This is a genomic window from Brevundimonas huaxiensis (assembly GCF_014218725.1).
Taxonomy (GTDB): Bacteria; Pseudomonadota; Alphaproteobacteria; order Caulobacterales; family Caulobacteraceae; genus Brevundimonas; species Brevundimonas huaxiensis.
Genome location: NZ_JABBJE010000003.1, coordinates 21,632 through 38,852, shown reverse-complemented (window position 1 = coordinate 38,852; position 17,221 = coordinate 21,632). Strand labels below are relative to the sequence as shown.

Sequence of the window (17,221 nt, the reverse complement as noted above, 5' to 3'; positions counted from 1 at the left end):
CTCGAACGCCGCAGAAGACCCCAAGGGCGTCCCCAGCCACGGCACGAACCAACAAAAGACGCCGGGAATCCCCGACGGTCCCAGACTTGCGCCGGTTTGGACGCAAGCTGCTGACGTTTCTTGCGAAACGCTCGCAAACAGACCGCGACAAACCCCCTCGCCGCGCGTATGTCAGGCCTTAGAATGCGTCTCGCCCTTTTTCAACCGGACATTCCTCAGAACGTCGGAGCCTGCATCCGATTGTCGGCCTGTTTTGGCGTCGATCTGCATGTGATCGAGCCGACGGGCTTCCGTTTCGACGATCGCGCCATGAAGCGCGCCGCCCTCGACTACGGCCCGCTGTCCCACATGACCCGCCACGCCGACTGGGAGGCCTTCCAGGCGGATCGTCCGGCCGGGCGGCTGGTGCTGTTGACGACCAAGGGCGCGACGCCCCTGCCCGATTTCGTCTTCCAGCCTGACGACACCCTGCTGTTCGGCAAGGAAAGCGCCGGCGCCCCGGACTATGTCCACGCTGCCGCCGACGCGCGTGTCGTCGTGCCGCTGCGACCCGACGCCCGCTCGCTGAACCTGTCGGTCACTGCCGGAATCGCCCTTTGGGAAGGCCTGCGGCAGACGGGCGGGGTCGGTCAGTTCTGAGCCGAAGCGGGCTCCAGCCGCGCCATCGACGGCCGCTCGCCGGCCTTTGACGCCGCGACGGCCTCGACCGCCCGCATGACCCGCAGCAGGTTCTCGCCAACGATCTTGCGGATGTCAGCCTCGGTCCAGCCGGCTTCCATCAGGGCCGCCAGGATGCGCGGATAGGCGTCCACTCCCCCCATGCCTTCCGGCAGGCTGCCGATGCCGTCGAAGTCGGCGCCCAGGCCGACATGATCGATGCCCGCCACTTCGCGCACGTGCTGAATATGGGCCACCACGTCGGCCAGGGTCGCCTGGGGCGTCGGATTGGCGGCGGCCCAGGCCGTCAGTCCGGCCTCGACCGCGCCGGGATCGCCGGGGTTCAGGGTCTTCAGACGCGCCTCCTCGCCCGCCTTGGCCCCGTTCCAGACCCGCACCGCCTCGGACACGAAACCGGGGGCCAGGTTGATCATCACGATGCCGCCGTCCTGGGGCATCATCCGCAGCACCCGATCCGGCACGTTGCGCGGATGATCCGTCACCGCCCGCGCCGACGAATGGGAGAAGATCACCGGCGCATCGGACACGCGCATGGCGTCCAACATCGTCTCCTCGGAGACGTGGCTCAAGTCGACCATCATGCCCAGCCGATTCATCTCCTTGACCACCGCCTCGCCGAACGGGTTGAGCCCGCCCCACTTCGGCGCGTCCGTCGCGCTGTCGGCCCAGGTCGTGGTCTTGGAGTGGGTCAGCGTCATGTAGCGCGCGCCGGCGCGGTAGAATTCACGCAGCAGGGCCAGGGAATCGTCGATCGAATAGCCGCCCTCCATCCCGATCAGGCTGGCGATCCGACCCGACTTGAACACCGCATCCACCTCGTCCGCCGTGGTCGCCAGGCCGAAGGTGTCGGGGTGGGCGGCGATGATGCGCTTGGCCGTATCGATCTGCTCAAAGGTTTCCTCGACCGCCTCCAGCGGCGTCAGGCTGGCGGGCACATAGACGGACCAGAACTGCCCTCCGACACCCCCTGCCCGCAGGCGCGCGATGTCGGTATGCAACTTGGTCGAAGCCGCCAGATTCTTCGTCAGATCAACGGCGTAAACGTTATTCCCGTACTGCTGTCGCAGCGCCCACGGCAGGTCGTTGTGCCCATCGATCAGCGGCGTGGTCTTCAAGATCTGCATCACTCGCGCCTCATCGGCGTCCTGGGCCTGGACCGCCCCTCCCAGCGCGAGCGAGGCGACGGCGACAGAGACGAGACGGCGGATCATGGGCGGGCTTCCTGAAAACGGCAGGCGGCCATTAGCGCCCGCGATTCTGCTTATGACAACCTGTCCGGATGACGCCGCCGCCGCGACGTGGTTCAAGCGCGCCATGAGCGACGCCGTCTTCTCCGATCCGCTCGACCTGAAGAAGGTCGAGACCCGCGCCTGGTTCGAACATCTGCGCGACCGCATCCATGCCGCCTTCGAGGCTCTGGAGGATGCCGCCCCCGCCGACCTGTTCCCCGGCGAGCCCGGTCGCTTCGTCCGCACCGCATGGGAACGGCCCGAGGGCGGCGGCGGCGTCATGGGCATGATGTACGGCCGCCTGTTCGAAAAGGTCGGCGTCCACGTCTCGACGGTGCATGGCGCCTTCCCCGTTGACTACGCCAAGACCGTGCCCGGCGCCGACGTCGATCCGCGCTTCTTCGCGACGGGAATCAGCCTGATCTGTCACCCCGTCAGCCCGCGCATTCCCGCCGTTCACATGAACACCCGCTTCATCGCCACGACCAAGAGCTGGTTCGGCGGCGGCGGCGACCTGACGCCCGTGCTGATGGCGGATCGTCGTCAGGATCACCCCGACACCGTCGCCTTCCACGCCGCCATGCAGGCCGCCTGCGACGCCCACGACCCGACCTGGCACGCCAAGTACAAGGCCTGGTGCGACGAGTATTTCTACCTGCCCCATCGCAAGGAGCCGCGCGGTACCGGCGGCGTCTTCTACGACCATCACGACAGCGGCGACTATGACCGCGACTTCGCCTTCACCCGCGACATCGGCCTAGCCTTCCTGGACGTCTATCCCCGCATCGTCGCCGGCCGCATGGCCGAACCCTGGACGGCCGAAGAGCGCGAGGAACAGCTGATCCGCCGGGGCCGCTATGTCGAGTTCAACCTGCTCTACGACCGCGGCACCATGTTCGGGCTGAAGACGGGGGGGAACGTCGATTCGATCCTGTCGTCCATGCCGCCGGTGGTGAAGTGGCCCTAGCCCATCGCCTCGACGAACACGTCGCCGGCCCGGCTGCGATACCGTTCGCGGTGTCGTAACAGGCGGAACGGCCGCTCCGGCAGGGTAAAGGGCGCCGTCACCAGCCGCCCTGCGGCCACCGACGCATAGGCCACGCTTTCCGACAGGGCCGTGGCCCCCGCCCCCGCCTCAGCCGCCGCCAGCACGGCTTCGTTCGACGGCAGGGTCATCGACACCGACAGGGTCGCGGGATCGACCCCCATGTCCCGCACCGCCGCCTCCAGCGTCGATCGCGTGCCCGATCCGACTTCGCGCAACACCCATGGCTGGCCCGCCAGATCCTTCGCCTCCAGCCGACGTCGCGTCGCCCACGGATGGTCCGGCGTCACCAGCACGGCCAGCCGATCCGAGCCCACCTGAACCTGCGACAGGGCCGGTTCGTCCACCGCCCCCTCGACCAGGCCGATCTCGGCGGCGCCGCTCAGCACCGCCTGCGCCGCCTCGCGCGTGTTGCCGATCTCGACGGCCAGTTCGACGCCGGGATAGGCCGTATGGAAATCCACCAGCCGGCGCGGCAGCCAGTAGCTGGCGATGGTCTGGCTGGCGAACACCGCCAGACGCCCGCGCCGCAGGGCGCTCATGTCCGCCAGCGCCGCTTCGGCCGCCGCCGCTCGCGCCAGCACCGCCTTGGCCTCGGGCAGGAAGGCGCGACCGGTTTCGTTCAGCACGACGCCCCGCCCGACCCGATCGAACAACCGCACGTCATGCTCGGCTTCCAGAGCGGCGATGGCGTTCGACACGGCCGACTGTGTCAGGTTCAGCGCCCGCGCCGCCGCCGTCACGTGGTCACGCTCGGCGACAGCGACGAAGATCCGCAGGCGTTCCAGAGTCACGATTGATCTCCAAATCGGATTGAAACGAGCATAACTATCCGTTGGACGGCCGTCGAGGGTTGGCGCATCACGTTTGACGATGAAGTCCGCCGCCCTGCCCGCGTCCGCGCACACACCGTCCATGGCGTCAGCGACGGCGTTCGGGCGCACGATCCGGCCGGGCGTCATGCTGTGCTTGCTGGTCACTCTGGCAGCCATCGGCCTGACCAGAATCGAACGCGACGTGATCGGCCATGTCTGGCTGGAGCCGCTGGTGCTGGCCATCCTGCTGGGCGCCGCCGTCCGCACCGCCTGGACGCCCGATACGCGGTTCAAGGCCGGGATCGACTTCTCGGCCAAGACCCTGCTGGAGGTCGCGGTGGTGCTGCTCGGCGCCTCGGTCAGCGCCGCCACCCTGTCGTCGCTGGGCGTCGGCTTCGTCCTGGGCATCTTCGCCCTGGTCGCGCTCGCCATCGTCGTCGGTTTCGGCGTCGGCCGCGCCCTGGGCCTGAACCCGCGCATGGCCCTGCTGGTCGCCTGCGGCAACGCCATCTGCGGCAACTCCGCCATCGCCGCCGTCGCCCCCGTCATCGACGCCGATGGGAAAGAGGTCGCCGCCTCCATCGCCTTCACCGCCGTGCTTGGCGTGATCGTGGTTCTGGCCCTGCCCCTGCTGGGCGGCCTGATCCACATGAACGGCTTGCAATACGGCGCCCTGGCCGGTCTGACCGTCTATGCGGTGCCGCAGGTTCTGGCCGCCGCCGCCCCCTTCGGCGCTGTCGCGACGCAAACCGGCACGGTGGTCAAGCTGGTGCGGGTGCTGATGCTGGGTCCCGTCATCCTCGCCCTGTCGCTGATCTTCCGCGACCGCGCACCCGGCGCCGCAAAGCCCGGCCTGTCGCGCCTGCTGCCGTGGTTCATCATCGGCTTCCTGGTGATGATCGGCCTGCGCTCGTTTGACCTGATCCCGCAGGCCGCGCTGGCGCCCATGGCCGCCGCCTCGGGCCTGCTGACCGTGGTCGCCATGGCCGCCCTGGGCCTCCAGACCGACATCCGCGCCGTAGCCCGCGCCGGCAGCCGCGTCGTCGCCGCCGTCGTCTTGTCGCTGGGCGCCCTTGTAGCGCTGGCGCTGGCGCTGATCCGGCTGCTGGGCCTTTAAATCCCGCTGCCGTTATCCTCGACCGGCGGCGGGGTCAGCAGCAGGAAGGCGCGGATCCAGGCGGTCAGCACCGCCCGGTCGTTGGGCCGTTTCAGACTGTCGATCGCCTGATCCGCCACATCGTGCGGGATGCGCGCGCCGCGCCTTCCCTCGATCAGCGCCGCCGCATAGTCCGGCTGAAACTCCGGGTGACACTGAAACGAGATCGCATCGTCGCCCCAGGCCAGCCCGGCGTAGGGCGTGAAGCCGCTGGACGCGATCACCCGCGCATCGTCCGAAATCGCGACGACCTGATCCTGGTGCGACACGGGAATGGCAATCGTCCGCGCGCGCGGATGCATCCACGGCGCATCCTCGCGCACGTCATAGCGGTGCAACCCTACGCCCCAGCCCTTGTGCGACTTCTCGACCACGCCGCCGAACGCATGGGCCAACGCCTGATGCCCAAAGCATATGCCGACCAGCCGCGTCCGCCCGCGCGCCGCCCTCAGCCAATCGATCAGCTGCGGGATCCACGGCAGGTCGTCATAGACACCCGCCGCCGACCCCGTGACGATGGCCCCCTGAAACGCCGAGGGATCGCCCGGCAGTTGCCCCGACTGCACGTCGAACCGCGTCGTCGGCACGCCCTCGCCCAGCAGGGCCCGAAACCGCGCCGGATAGTCGTCGAAATCGTCCTTCAGATGCTCCGGCGGTTGTCCGGTTTCCAGAATGGCGATGCGCGTCATGCCACCAACCTAGTGACTGCGATCAGAAGGTCCAGACCTCGGCCCGGCCGCCCGCCTCGCCCAGCGCCCCCGCGACCCAGCCGCAGATCTCAGTCGCGGCCGCTTCCGCACCCGCCGGCGGATTGACCACCACCATGGCGCAGCCGTTCATCTTCATCGGATTGGTCAGCGGCCTCAGCCGCGCCTCGGCGACGAGGGTCGATCCCGCCTTGCCCTGCAGCCGCCGGATGAAGCCGTCGAAGGTCTCCAGATCCTTTAACGGGGTCCAGATGGCCACCGTCGCAGCCGGATCGCGCCTCGCCACCGAAATCGCGGTCTCGGCCGAGCGGACATAGTCGTCGGGTTTCTCGAACGGCGGGTCGATCAGGACCAGCGGCCCGCGCACCTTCGCCGCCTCCGCGCCCACCGCTGCATAGCCGTCGGCCTCGCGCGCCTGGGCGTTCGTTTGCCTCGTCAGCGCCTCGGCCAGCATGGCCCGAACCGGCGGGTTCAGCTCGAACCCTACATACCGACCGCCGGGCGTCAGCGCGTCCGCGATCAACAACGGCGACCCCGGATAGAACCGCGCCCCGCCCTCAGGGTTCAGCGCCGCGACCTCGGCCGCCAGCGCATCCATCAGCGGCGTCCGCCCCTCGGCGGACATCAACCGCGCCACGCCGGCCTCGGCCTCCTTCGACCGCGCGCCATCTCCCGACAGATCATACAGCCCCGCCCCCGCATGGGTGTCGAAGACCGTCAGCGGCCCGGCCGCCTGCCGCGCCTTCACCAGCCACAGCACCAGGGCGTGCTTGACCAGGTCGGCGAAGTTTCCGGCGTGAAAGCTGTGGCGATAGTTCATGCCGCCTCGTCTCGCGCCCGGCCCGCCCGGTCAAGCGGAACTCGCGCGCCGGACACGGCGTTCGGCCTAAGTCCTTGTACGGAAAGATGCGATGGCCGCCAAAACCACCCTCACCGACGCGCAACGCAAGCCGCCCAAGGGCGTCGCGACCCAGGCCAAGCGCGGTCTCGACCTGCGCGACAAGCACGACCGGGGCGGCACCGAGGTCGGCGTACGCCGCGCCCATCAGTTGGCGGATCAGAAGCCCGTCTCGGACAAGGACATCAAGGATATCTACAGCTACTTCGCCCGCCACACCGTGGACAAGGACGGCAAGGGCTGGGCCAGCCGCACCGATCCTTCGGCCGGCTATATCGCCTGGCTGCTGTGGGGCGGCGACCCGGCCGAGCGCTGGATCAAACGGCTGCATGACCGCCTCGAAAAGGCGAACGGCTGATGGCCGACGGATCGCACGCCTTCGACATCGCCGCCGAAGTTCCCCAAGGCCTCAGCTATTGCAGCGACGAGTTCGCGGGCCTGACCCGACGCCGCGCCGGCAAGGGCTGGTCGTATCGCGACGCCAAGGGCAAGACCGTCACGGACGCCAAGACCCTGGACCGCATCCGCGCCCTGGCTATTCCGCCCGCCTGGACCGACGTCTGGATCTGTCCCAAGGCCAACGGCCATATCCAGGCCACCGGCCGGGACGTGAAGGGCCGCAAACAATACCGCTACCACAACGACTGGAGCACGGCCCGCTCCGAGAACAAGTTCGACAAGCTGCCCGCCTTCTCGCGCAACCTGCCGAAACTGCGCGAAAAGGTCGAACATGACCTGGCCCTTCGCGGTGTCTGTCGCGACAAGGTGCTGGCCACCGCCGTGCGCCTGCTGGAGATCACACTGATCCGGGTCGGCAACTCCACCTACGCCAAACAGAACCGCAGCTACGGCCTGACGACCCTGCACAAGCGCCACATTGACGTGGACGGCGCGGCCCTGACGTTCGAGTTTCGCGGCAAGAGCGGCAAGGATCACAGCGTCAGCGTCAAGGACCGGCGCCTGGCCAAGGTCGTGCGACAGCTGGAAGGCCTGCCCGGCCAGCAGCTGTTCAAATATCGCGCGGCCGACGGCACGCTGTGCCCGGTCGATTCCGACGACGTGAACGCCTACATCCGCGAGGCGATGGGCGAGCAATTCTCGGCCAAGGACTTCCGCACCTGGGCCGGCACCGTCTCGGCGGCGCGGGCGCTGCGCGACACCGAGGCTCCGACCTCCCCCACCGACGCCAAACGCAAAATCACCGTCTGCGTCAAGGCCGTCGCCGGCCTCTTGGGCAACACCCCCACCGTCTGCCGCGCCTCGTACGTTCACCCCAAGGTCTTCGCCCTTTTCGAAAGCGGTGAAATCGGCAAGGCCTTGCCGGGCTCGGAGACCAAGGGGTTCGAAAAAGCGCTGATCAAACAGCTGCTCGCTGTCTGATCAGCGTTACGCGTCTCTCAGGCGGCCTTGTCCCAGTCCAGCACGACCTTGCCCGACTGGCCCGACTTCATGGCTTCGAAGCCTTCGCGATAGTCGGCGTAGCCCAGGCGGTGGGTGATCAGCGGGCTCAGATCAAGCCCGGCCTTCAGCAGGCCCAGCATCTTGCGCCAGGTGGTGAACATCTCGCGCCCATAGACGCCCTTGATGGTCAGGGCCTTCAGGATGATCGCGCCCCAGTCGGTTTCCATCGGCTTGCCGGGAATGCCCAGCAGCGCCATGCCGCCGCCCATGATCAGGGTGTCGATGCACTGTTTGAAGGCGATGGGCGAACCCGACATCTCCAGCGCCACGTCGAAGCCGACTTTCAGGCCCAGTTCCTTCATGACATCGTGAATGTCTTCCTTGGTCGTATTCACGGTGCGAACGCCCGGCGCGACCTTCTGCGCCAGCTCCAGCCGGAAGTCGTTGATGTCGGTCAGGACAACGGTGCGCGCGCCCGCGTGACGGGCGACAGCGGCGGCCATCATGCCGATCGGGCCGGCGCCAGTGACCAGCACGTCCTCGCCCAGCAGGTCGAACTGTTGCGCCGTGTGCACCGCATTGCCGAACGGATCCAGGATCGAGCCGATCTCATAGGGCACGTCGTCCGGCAGTTCGATGACGTTGAAGGCCGGCGCCACGACGAACTCGGCGAAGGCGCCCTGACGGTTGACGCCAATGCCGCGCGTCTTGGGGTCCAGGTGAAAATGTCCGGCGCGGGCGGCTTCCGAGTTCAGGTCGATGACGTGACCCTCGGCCGAGACGCGCTGGCCGATCCTCAGCGGACGATCCACATCCTTGCCGATGGCGACGATCTCGCCGGCGAACTCGTGGCCGGTGATCATCGGGGTCGGAACGTTCTTCTGGGACCACTCGTCCCAGTTCCAGATGTGGATGTCGGTGCCGCAGACGGCGGTGCGATGCACGCGGATCAGCACGTCCTCCGGTCCCGCCTTGGGGATCGGCGCGTCGATCAGGTCCAGGCCGACGCCAGGCGCGGTCTTGGCCAGGGCCTTCATCGTGTCGGTCATAGTCTCAACTCCCTGAAATCACGGCTCCGGGTTCATCCCGAAACCCGCGGCTGAGGCCCCACGCCTCCTCGCCGCTTGGTCTTCGTCGATGGCGGGCGAAAGGGGCTAAATGACGCCCAGTTCTCGTCCCGCCTGAGTGAACACTTCGACCGTCCGGTCGATCTGATCGAAAGTATGCGCCGCCGACATCTGTGTGCGGATTCGCGCCTGGCCGCGCGGCACCACGGGGAACGAGAACCCGATCACATAGACGCCCAGCTCCAGCGCACGGGCCGCGAAATCCTGCGCCAGTTTGGCGTCGCCCAGCATGACCGGGATGATCGGATGTTCGCCGTCCAGCAGGGTAAAGCCTGCGTCCGACATGGCCCCGCGATAGCGATGGGCGTTGGCCGACAGGCGGGTGCGCAATGCATCGCCTTCCGACCCTTGGGCGATGCGGATCGCCTCCAGGCTGGACCCGCACACAGCCGGCGCCAGGGCGTTGGAGAACAGATAGGGCCGCGCCCGCTGTTTCAGCAGTTCGACCACCGACTTCTTCGCGCAGATGAAACCGCCCATGGCGCCGCCCAGGGCCTTGCCGAAGGTGCCGGTGACGAAATCCACCTCGACACCGTGATGTGCGAACGAGCCCTTGCCTTGCGGGCCCAAAAAGCCCGTCGCGTGGCAGTCGTCCACCATGATCAGGGCGTCGTATTTGTCGGCCAGCGCCCGGATCTCGTCCAGCTTGGCGATATAGCCGTCCATCGAGAAGGCGCCGTCGGTGGCGATGATGATGTCGCGGGCGCCGGCCGCGCGAGCCTCCTTCAGACGGCTCTCCAGCTCGTCCATGTCGGAGTTGGCGAAGCGATAGCGTTTGGCCTTGCACAGCCGAACCCCGTCGATGATAGAGGCGTGATTCAGGCTGTCGGAGACGATGGCGTCGTTCTCGCCCAGCAGCGGCTCGAACAGACCGCCGTTGGCGTCGAAGGCGGCGGCGAACAGGATGGCGTCCTCGAAACCGAGATAGGCGGCGATGGCCGCTTCCAGCTCCTTGTGGATCTCCAGCGTGCCGCAGATGAAGCGTACGGACGCGGTGCCCGCGCCCCACTTCGCTTGCGCCGCCATCCCGGCCTGGGTCACGCGCTCGTCGCCGGCAAGGCCCAGATAGTTGTTGGCGCAGAAGTTCAGCACGTCGCGTCCGGCGACCTGGATCACAGGCCCCTGGCGCGAGGCGATGATGCGTTCGGGCTTGGTCAGGCCCTGGGCGTCGATCTCGGACAGTTCGCCGGCGACGCGGTCGTAGAAGCTTTGGGTCATGGGCCGCGACCTACGCCGATTTTCGATCGGTTTCCACCCGCCTCAGGTCGCTGGCGCCGGGTTGGCCTCGGCCCGGATCGGACTGACGCGAATGCGGCCGCCGCAGGGGCTGAACGAGAACGGCAGGCTGACGGCGGCGGTATCGCTGGGCGCCGTGACCTTTATCGTGGCCGCGTCGGGACAGGTCTTTTGCATGGCTTCGTTAGGCACGACGCTCCAGGCCATTTCGAAATAGGCCTTGGCCCGGGGCGCCAGTTGGACAGGCGTCGGGACCTGGCCTTGGCGGAAATAGCTTCCGGGACTCTGTTCGGCGCGAATGGACGAAAGGGTGCGCCCCCGCGCGTCCTGCAAGGTCACCGTCGGATAGCCGGTCAGGCTGCACGCCTGGGTTCCGATATTTTGAAGACTGAAGTTGCTGACCCGATTTCCGGCGCCCGCATCCCCTTCGCCTGCCGCCAGCGTCAGTTGCGGCCCCTTGCAGGGCAGTGCAGCGGGCAAGACCCCGCCGGTCGCCTCGGTCGGCGTCTGACTCGGCGTCGGCAGCGGTCCGGGCGTCGTATCAGCCCCGGGGATCGGCCGCGAGCAGCGCTCCAGCACCGCGACACCGGTGGTGCCGTCCGGACCCAGGCGGCTCAGCGTGCCGCTCTCCTGCCCGTCGCGCGTCGCCGTCCACCATTCCACCCCGCCGCCGACATAGCGCGCCCCGCTGGCGGCCTGCACCGAACGCAAGGCATAGGTCTGGTTCTGATGGGTTAGCCTGGCGTTGTCGCTGTCGACATACTGGACCTGAAGCGTCGCGCCGCTTTCGCAGGCATAGCCGACCGAGGGCGCGTCGGATGCAGGCGCGGCCGCTGGCTCGACCGGCGCGGCGGGCTGTTCGGGTTCGGTGCGCGAGCAGGCTGCGGCGCCGGTCAGGGCGGCGATTGCGACGAAGGCGGTCAGGCGGTGCGACATCATGTCATGTCCTCTGGTTTCGCCTTCAACGGCCCAACCTGAACAAAGGCTCCGCTTAATGCCCTGCTTTTGGCGTCTCCATCAGCTCGATCAACACGCCGCCCATGTCGCGTGGATGCAGGAAGACGACCGGCGTCCCGTGCGCCCCGATGCGCGGTTCGCCCGTGCCCAGGATCGTCACGCCCTTGGCGCGCATCTCGGCGACGGCGGCGTGGATGTCCGCGACCTCGAAACAGACGTGGTGCTGGCCGCCCTTCGGGTTCTTGGCCAGGAAGCCGACGATGGGGCTGGTGTCGTCATAGGGTTCGATCAGCTCGATCTGGGCCGTCGGCGTATCGACGAAACAGACCTTCACGCCTTGCGCCGGCAGGTCGAACGGCTCGCCGATCTTCGTAGCGCCCAGGATATCGCGATACAGTTTGATCGACTCGGCGATGGAGGGCGTGGCGACGCCGACGTGGTTCAGGGCGCCGATCATGACTTGTCCTTGTCGGGGGCGGGCTGGGCGTAACCCAGACGCTGGTTCAGCTTCTCGATCAGGTCGACCGCCGTATCGGCGATGGCCGAACCGGGCGGATAGACGGCGGCCGCGCCCATATCGAGCAGAGGCTGAACGTCGGACGGCGGGATCACCCCGCCGACCACGATCATGATGTCGGGCCGGCCCAGTTTCTCCAGCTCGGCCTTCAGCTCCGGCACCAGCGTCAGGTGCCCGGCCGCCAGCGACGATGCGCCGACCGCGTGAACGCCCTTCTCGACCGCTTCCTGGGCCGCCTCGGACGGCGTCTGGAACAGGCTGCCGGCCGTGACGTCGAAGCCCAGATCGCCGTATCCGGTCGCGACCACCTTCTGGCCCCGGTCGTGCCCGTCCTGGCCCAGTTTGGCGATCAGAATGCGCGGCGGTCCGCCGTCGTTCTCGACGAAGGTCGCGACCATCTCGCGGGCGCGGGCGAAGCGGGCGTCCTTGCCGGCCTCCTTGGCGTAGACGCCCGACACGGTCTGCACCGTCGCCACGTGGCGGCCGAAGGCGGCCTCCAGCGCGTCGGAGATTTCGCCCACCGTCGCCTTGGCGCGGGCGGCCTGAACCGCAAGCTCCAGCAGGTTGGCGTTCCCGCGCGCCCCCTCGGTCAGGGCGTTCAGCGCCGCATCGGTCGCCGTCTGGTCCCGCTCGGCCCGTAGCCGTTTCAACTTGTCGATCTGGGCGGCCAGCACCGCCGCATTATCGACCTTCAGCATCGGAATGTCGTCGACGACGGGGTTCAGATATTTGTTCACCCCGACCACCGTCTGCTGGCCGGTGTCGATCCGCGCCTGGGTCTTGGCGGCGGACTCCTCGATCCGCAGCTTGGGGATGCCGGCCTCGATGGCCTTGGCCATGCCGCCCAGAGCCTCGACCTCGGCCATGTGGGCGCGGGCGCGCTCGGCCAGTTCGTGGGTCAGGCGCTCGACGTAGAAGCTGCCGCCCCAAGGATCGATGACCCGCGTCAGACCCGTCTCGTGCTGCAACAGGATTTGGGTGTTGCGCGCGATCCGGGCCGAGAAGTCGGTGGGCAGCGCCAGGGCCTCGTCCAGGGCGTTGGTGTGCAGGCTCTGCGTCTGGCCGCCTGCCGCCGCCATGGCCTCGACCATGGTGCGCGGCACATTGTTGAACACGTCCTGAGCCGCCAGCGACCAGCCCGAAGTCTGGCAGTGGGCGCGCAGCGACAGCGACTTGGGATCGACTCCGCCTTCCTTGCGCACCGCCTCGGCCCACAGCAGGCGGCCGGCGCGCATCTTGGCCACCTCCATGAAATAGTTCATGCCGATCGCCCAGAAGAAGCTGAGGCGTGGCGCGAACCGGTCGATCGGCATGCCGGCCGCGACGCCCGCGCGCAGATATTCGATCCCGTCCGCCAGGGTGTAGGCCAGCTCGATATCCGCCGAGGCTCCCGCCTCCTGCATGTGATAGCCGCTGATCGAGATGGAGTTGAACTTCGGCGTCTCCTGCGCCGTCCAGGCGAAGATGTCGGCGATGATCCGCATCGAGGGCTCGGGCGGATAGATGTAGGTGTTGCGGACCATGAACTCCTTCAGAATGTCGTTCTGAATGGTCCCGGTCAGCTTGGCGTGCGGCACGCCCTGTTCTTCCGCCGCGACGACATAGAGGGCCAGGATCGGCAGCACCGCCCCGTTCATCGTCATCGACACCGACATCTGGTCCAGCGGGATCCCGTCGAACAGGGTGCGCATGTCATAGATGCTGTCGATGGCGACGCCCGCCATGCCGACGTCGCCCTTCACCCGCGGGTGGTCGCTGTCATAGCCCCGGTGCGTCGCCAGATCGAAGGCGATGCTCAGGCCCTTCTGACCGGCCGCCAGGTTGCGGCGATAGAAGGCGTTGGATTCCTCGGCGGTCGAGAAGCCGGCATACTGGCGGATCGTCCAGGGATTGCCCGCATACATGGTCGGATAAGGACCACGCACGAACGGCGCGAACCCCGGCAGGCCGTGCGGGTGATCCAGCGCCTCCGTGCTGTCGGGACCATAGGCGGTCTGAACCGTCAGCCCCTCAGGCGTCAGCCAGGGATCGCGCATCGGCCCCTGCCCCGTCGCATCGAGGTTCAGGGCGATCTTGCTGAAATCGGGGAAGCTCATTGACCCGTCTCTTCGAAGGCTGCGGCGAACCGGATCGGCGTTAATGGCTCGCAGACCCGTTCGACCGCCACGGCCGCCTCATCGCCCGCCTCGACCTGCGTCGGCCGCACGTCCGCGTCCACATATTTGGTCACGCCGATGATCTGCGCCGCACCGTTCGTCAGCGCGGCCTCGCGAACCGCGCGAGCGCGGGCGATGCGGGGCTGGATGATTGAACCCTTCAGGGCGTCGACCAGACCGCCCTCGGCCTCGATCATCTGGAACTCGGCCCAGCCGGCCTCCGCCAGGTCCCACGTCCGGGCGTCCAGATACCAGGAGCCGGCGGCCGGATCGTCGACCCGGCCTAGATTGGCCTCTTCCATCAGCACCAGCTGGGTGTTCCGCGCCTGTCGCCGGGCGAAGGCGTCCGACGTCCCGGAGGCGCGGGTGAAGCCGTCCAGCACCACCACGTCCGCCCCGCCGACCGCGCCGGCGAACCCCGCCGCCGTCAGCCGCAGCAGATTGGGCCAGGGATCGCGCGCCGACAGCATCCGTCGCGACGAGCGCGCTTCGATAACCGCCGGAACATCCACGTCGAACGCCTTTGTCAGGCTGGCCCAGATCAGCCGCATGGCCCGAACCTTGGCCAGGCTGTCAAAATATTCCGCATCGACCGACAGGCCGACGACGGTGCCGCGCAAAGCCGCCTCGACCGACATCCCGGCCTCCACCGCCGCCTTCGCATGGGCCACGACGCTGGAGGCCGCAAAGGCCAGCTCCTGCGCCGCCGATCCGCCCGCCTCGTGCGCGACCCGGCCACTGGCCATGAAGAAGGTCGCGTCGGGATAGGCGCCCGCATGACGCGCCGCCGTATTGGCCGCCAGGCTCAGATGCTCTTCCACCGAACGCGGGGCGCCGCCCGCCTCGGCGAAGGCCGAGACCGGGTCCATATGAAACCGCAGTTGGGCGCGCGGCGAGCCCTTGGCGACGACCGCCAGCGCATTGGCCGCATCCGGCCCGTCGATCCCTGCATCCAGCGCGACCGGCGCCAGCTCCAGCGCCACGCCTTCCAGCGCCCGGCTGAGCGGGGCGGAATCCGCCAGCACCCGCCCCTTCAGCACCACCGAGGCCGCGCCATTCTCCAGATCGGTCAGGACGGCGGCGTTGACCGCCTCGGCATCGTCGCCCTCCACCAGCGTCCGCAGATCCCAGGCCCGGCCTTCGGAGTCAGACGGACGCGGGGCGAAGATCGGCTGAACGCCCGTCGCGCCCGCATACAGCGGGCGCGTCACCAGTTGATCGGCGTCGAGATGCATCAGCGACTCGATCGGCCGATCCTTCAGCGCCTTCTGGGCCGCCTCGCGCCATTCCAGCGGCGTGGGCGCGGGAAAGCCCGTCATCACCCGAACTCCACCAGCACGTCGTCCGCCGCCACGGGATCGCCGTCCTTGGCGCCGACGGCTTTCACCACGCCGTCGCGCTCGGCCTTCAGGATGTTCTGCATCTTCATGGCCTCGATGATGGCCACCGTCTCGCCGGTCTTGACCTCCTGGCCGACGACCACCGGAATCGAGACCACCAGACCCGGCATCGGCGACAGCACCATCTTGGAGGTGTCCGCCGCGACCTTTTCCGGCAGGCGCGCATACAGTTCGGCGACATGGGGGTGCAGCACCCGCACCCGCGCCTTGGCCGCGCGGTGGCGGATGTCGAAGCCGTCGGCGACGCGCTTCACCTCGGCGGTGAAGGGCTCGCCGTCCAGATCGGCCTTGAACTGGGCCAGACCCGGCCGCCAATCGATGTCCGACAGTCGGATGTCGCCCCCGCCCGTCAGGGTCAGGATCATCTCCTCGTCCTCGTCATAGGACAGGCCGACGCCGTGCGGCGTCTTGTCGATCATCACGATCCAGTCGGTGCGGTCCGACGGATCGCCGTCCTGTTCGGCGATGACCTCGTGCATGGCCAGGGCCGAGGCGATCAGGATGCGCTCCTGATCCTGCGTCGGCTTCAGGCCGTGGAAGCCGTCGGGGAACTCGTCCTTGATATAGCTGGTCGACAGATTGCCCGACTTGAAGCGGTCCTGATCCATCACCGCCGCCAGGAAGGGCACATTGTGGCCTAGGCCCGACAGGTGGGTGTCTTCCAGCGCGCGAGCCATGCCCTCGACCGCCGCCTCGCGCGTCTCGCCCCAGGCGCACAGTTTGGCGATCATGGGGTCGTAGAACATGCTGATCTCGTCGCCCTCGCGGACGCCGGAGTCGTTCCTGACCACATAGCCGTCCTGCTCGCCCTCTTCCGGCTGCTCGTAGCGGACAAGCCGTCCGATCGAGGGCAGGAAGCCGCGATACGGATCCTCGGCATAGATGCGGCTTTCGATGGCCCAGCCGTCGATCTTCAGGTCCTTCTGCTCGAAGGCCAGCGTCTCGCCCCAGGCCGAACGGATCATCTGTTCGACCAGATCGACGCCGGTGATCAGCTCCGTCACCGGATGCTCGACCTGCAGCCGGGTGTTCATTTCCAGGAAGTAGAAGCTCTTGTCCTGACCGGCGACGAACTCGACCGTGCCGGCTGAGTCATAGTTCACCGCCTGGGCCAGGGCGACGGCCTGCGCCCCCATGGCGGCGCGGGTGGCCTCGTCGAGCAAGGGGCTCGGCGCCTCCTCGATGACCTTCTGGTTACGGCGCTGGATCGAGCATTCGCGCTCGAACAGGTGGACCACATGGCCGTGCTTGTCGCCCAGCACCTGGATCTCGATGTGGCGCGGATCGACGATGAACTTTTCCAGGAAGACCCGGTCGTCGCCGAAGGCGTTCAGCGCCTCGGCCTTCACCGCCGCGAACCCTTCGGCCATGTCGGCGTCCGAATGGGCCACGCGGATGCCCTTGCCGCCGCCGCCGGCCGAGGCCTTGATCATGATCGGATAGCCGATCTGGTTGGCGATCCTGACCGCCTCGTCCGGCGTCTCGATCAGCCCCATATGCCCCGGCACGGTCGAAACACCCGCCTCGGCCGCCAGCTTCTTGGAGCTGATCTTGTCGCCCATGGCCTCGATGGCCTCGGGGTTCGGCCCGATGAAGGCGATCCCCTCGTCCCTCAGCCGCCGCGCGAATCCGGCGTTCTCGCTCAGGAACCCAAAGCCCGGATGCACGGCCTGCGCCCCCGTCTGGCGCACCGCCTCGACGATCTTGTCCGCCAGCAGATACGACTGCGCCGCCGGCGCCGGCCCGATCAGCACCGCCTCGTCGGCCATCTCGACCGCCAGCGATCCGGCGTCGGCCTCCGAATAGACCTGCACGGTCTTGATGCCCATCTTGCGGCAGGTCTTGATGATCCGAACCGCGATCTCGCCCCGGTTGGCGATGAGGATTTTGGAGAACATG

16 protein-coding genes are annotated in these 17,221 nt (G+C 67.8%); 5 read left to right on the top strand and 11 right to left on the bottom strand.

Annotated elements, in window-relative coordinates; all coding sequences use genetic code 11:
* Positions 1-183 precede the first annotated feature (183 nt).
* A complete protein-coding gene (locus tag HF680_RS07480; RefSeq protein WP_185224604.1) occupies positions 184-639 on the top strand; it encodes a tRNA (cytidine(34)-2'-O)-methyltransferase in 456 nt (151 codons plus the stop codon).
* Here HF680_RS07480 and HF680_RS07475 read toward each other — a convergent pair.
* Positions 630-1,889 (bottom strand): dipeptidase, encoded by a 1,260-nt coding sequence (locus tag HF680_RS07475; RefSeq protein ID WP_185224603.1) that lies wholly within the window; start codon positions 1,887-1,889, stop codon positions 630-632. The two genes, HF680_RS07480 and HF680_RS07475, sit on opposite strands and share 10 nt — an antisense overlap.
* 103 nt (positions 1,890-1,992) lie before the next feature.
* On the opposite strand from HF680_RS07475, the gene hemF reads away from it, so the two are divergent.
* Complete coding sequence (gene hemF, locus HF680_RS07470; RefSeq protein WP_185224822.1) at positions 1,993-2,874, top strand: oxygen-dependent coproporphyrinogen oxidase; 882 nt, start codon at positions 1,993-1,995, stop codon at positions 2,872-2,874.
* Here hemF and HF680_RS07465 read toward each other — a convergent pair.
* A complete protein-coding gene (locus HF680_RS07465; RefSeq protein ID WP_185224602.1) occupies positions 2,871-3,746 on the bottom strand; it encodes a LysR family transcriptional regulator in 876 nt (291 codons plus the stop codon). The two genes, hemF and HF680_RS07465, sit on opposite strands and share 4 nt — an antisense overlap.
* Positions 3,747-3,825: 79 nt before the next feature.
* Between HF680_RS07465 and HF680_RS07460 the strand changes: the two genes are divergently transcribed.
* On the top strand, positions 3,826-4,884 hold the full coding sequence (locus tag HF680_RS07460; RefSeq protein ID WP_235968891.1) for a YeiH family protein: 1,059 nt from the start codon (positions 3,826-3,828) through the stop codon (positions 4,882-4,884).
* Here HF680_RS07460 and HF680_RS07455 read toward each other — a convergent pair.
* Both HF680_RS07455 and rlmJ read right to left on the bottom strand, forming a co-directional pair.
* Positions 4,881-5,612, bottom strand: a complete 732-nt coding sequence (locus tag HF680_RS07455; protein WP_185224601.1) for a glutamine amidotransferase-related protein — start codon at positions 5,610-5,612, stop codon at positions 4,881-4,883. The genes HF680_RS07460 and HF680_RS07455 overlap by 4 nt on opposite strands.
* 22 nt (positions 5,613-5,634) lie before the next feature.
* On the bottom strand, positions 5,635-6,450 hold the full coding sequence (gene rlmJ / locus HF680_RS07450; RefSeq protein ID WP_185224600.1) for a 23S rRNA (adenine(2030)-N(6))-methyltransferase RlmJ: 816 nt from the start codon (positions 6,448-6,450) through the stop codon (positions 5,635-5,637).
* Positions 6,451-6,541: 91 nt separating this feature from the next.
* Between rlmJ and HF680_RS07445 the strand changes: the two genes are divergently transcribed.
* Together HF680_RS07445 and HF680_RS07440 are read left to right on the top strand one after the other, a co-directional pair.
* Entirely contained in the window at positions 6,542-6,886 is a 345-nt protein-coding gene (locus HF680_RS07445; RefSeq protein ID WP_039245605.1) for a hypothetical protein, read from the top strand.
* The gene (locus HF680_RS07440) at positions 6,886-7,908 is read left to right on the top strand and encodes a DNA topoisomerase IB (protein WP_185224599.1); all 1,023 of its coding nucleotides are present in this window, start codon (positions 6,886-6,888) and stop codon (positions 7,906-7,908) included. The genes HF680_RS07445 and HF680_RS07440 overlap by 1 nt, the downstream gene beginning before the upstream one ends.
* Positions 7,909-7,925: 17 nt before the next feature.
* Here HF680_RS07440 and tdh read toward each other — a convergent pair whose 3' ends face one another.
* From tdh to HF680_RS07405, 7 genes are all read right to left on the bottom strand, one after another.
* A complete protein-coding gene (gene tdh, locus HF680_RS07435; RefSeq protein WP_045810123.1) occupies positions 7,926-8,978 on the bottom strand; it encodes an L-threonine 3-dehydrogenase in 1,053 nt (350 codons plus the stop codon).
* 105 nt (positions 8,979-9,083) lie between these two features.
* Complete coding sequence (locus tag HF680_RS07430; RefSeq protein WP_045810124.1) at positions 9,084-10,274, bottom strand: glycine C-acetyltransferase; 1,191 nt, start codon at positions 10,272-10,274, stop codon at positions 9,084-9,086.
* Between the two features lie 42 nt (positions 10,275-10,316).
* Complete coding sequence (locus tag HF680_RS07425) at positions 10,317-11,231, bottom strand: DUF4232 domain-containing protein (RefSeq protein WP_045810125.1); 915 nt, start codon at positions 11,229-11,231, stop codon at positions 10,317-10,319.
* Between the two features lie 52 nt (positions 11,232-11,283).
* Positions 11,284-11,706 (bottom strand): methylmalonyl-CoA epimerase, encoded by a 423-nt coding sequence (gene mce, locus HF680_RS07420; protein WP_045810126.1) that lies wholly within the window; start codon positions 11,704-11,706, stop codon positions 11,284-11,286.
* Complete coding sequence (gene scpA / locus HF680_RS07415) at positions 11,703-13,862, bottom strand: methylmalonyl-CoA mutase (protein WP_185224598.1); 2,160 nt, start codon at positions 13,860-13,862, stop codon at positions 11,703-11,705. Before scpA ends, mce begins: the two co-directional genes overlap by 4 nt.
* Complete coding sequence (locus tag HF680_RS07410) at positions 13,859-15,241, bottom strand: methylmalonyl-CoA mutase family protein (RefSeq protein WP_185224597.1); 1,383 nt, start codon at positions 15,239-15,241, stop codon at positions 13,859-13,861. The genes scpA and HF680_RS07410 overlap by 4 nt, the downstream gene beginning before the upstream one ends.
* Entirely contained in the window at positions 15,241-17,220 is a 1,980-nt protein-coding gene (locus HF680_RS07405) for an acetyl-CoA carboxylase biotin carboxylase subunit (protein WP_185224596.1), read from the bottom strand. The genes HF680_RS07410 and HF680_RS07405 overlap by 1 nt, the downstream gene beginning before the upstream one ends.
* Position 17,221: the final 1 nt, after the last annotated feature.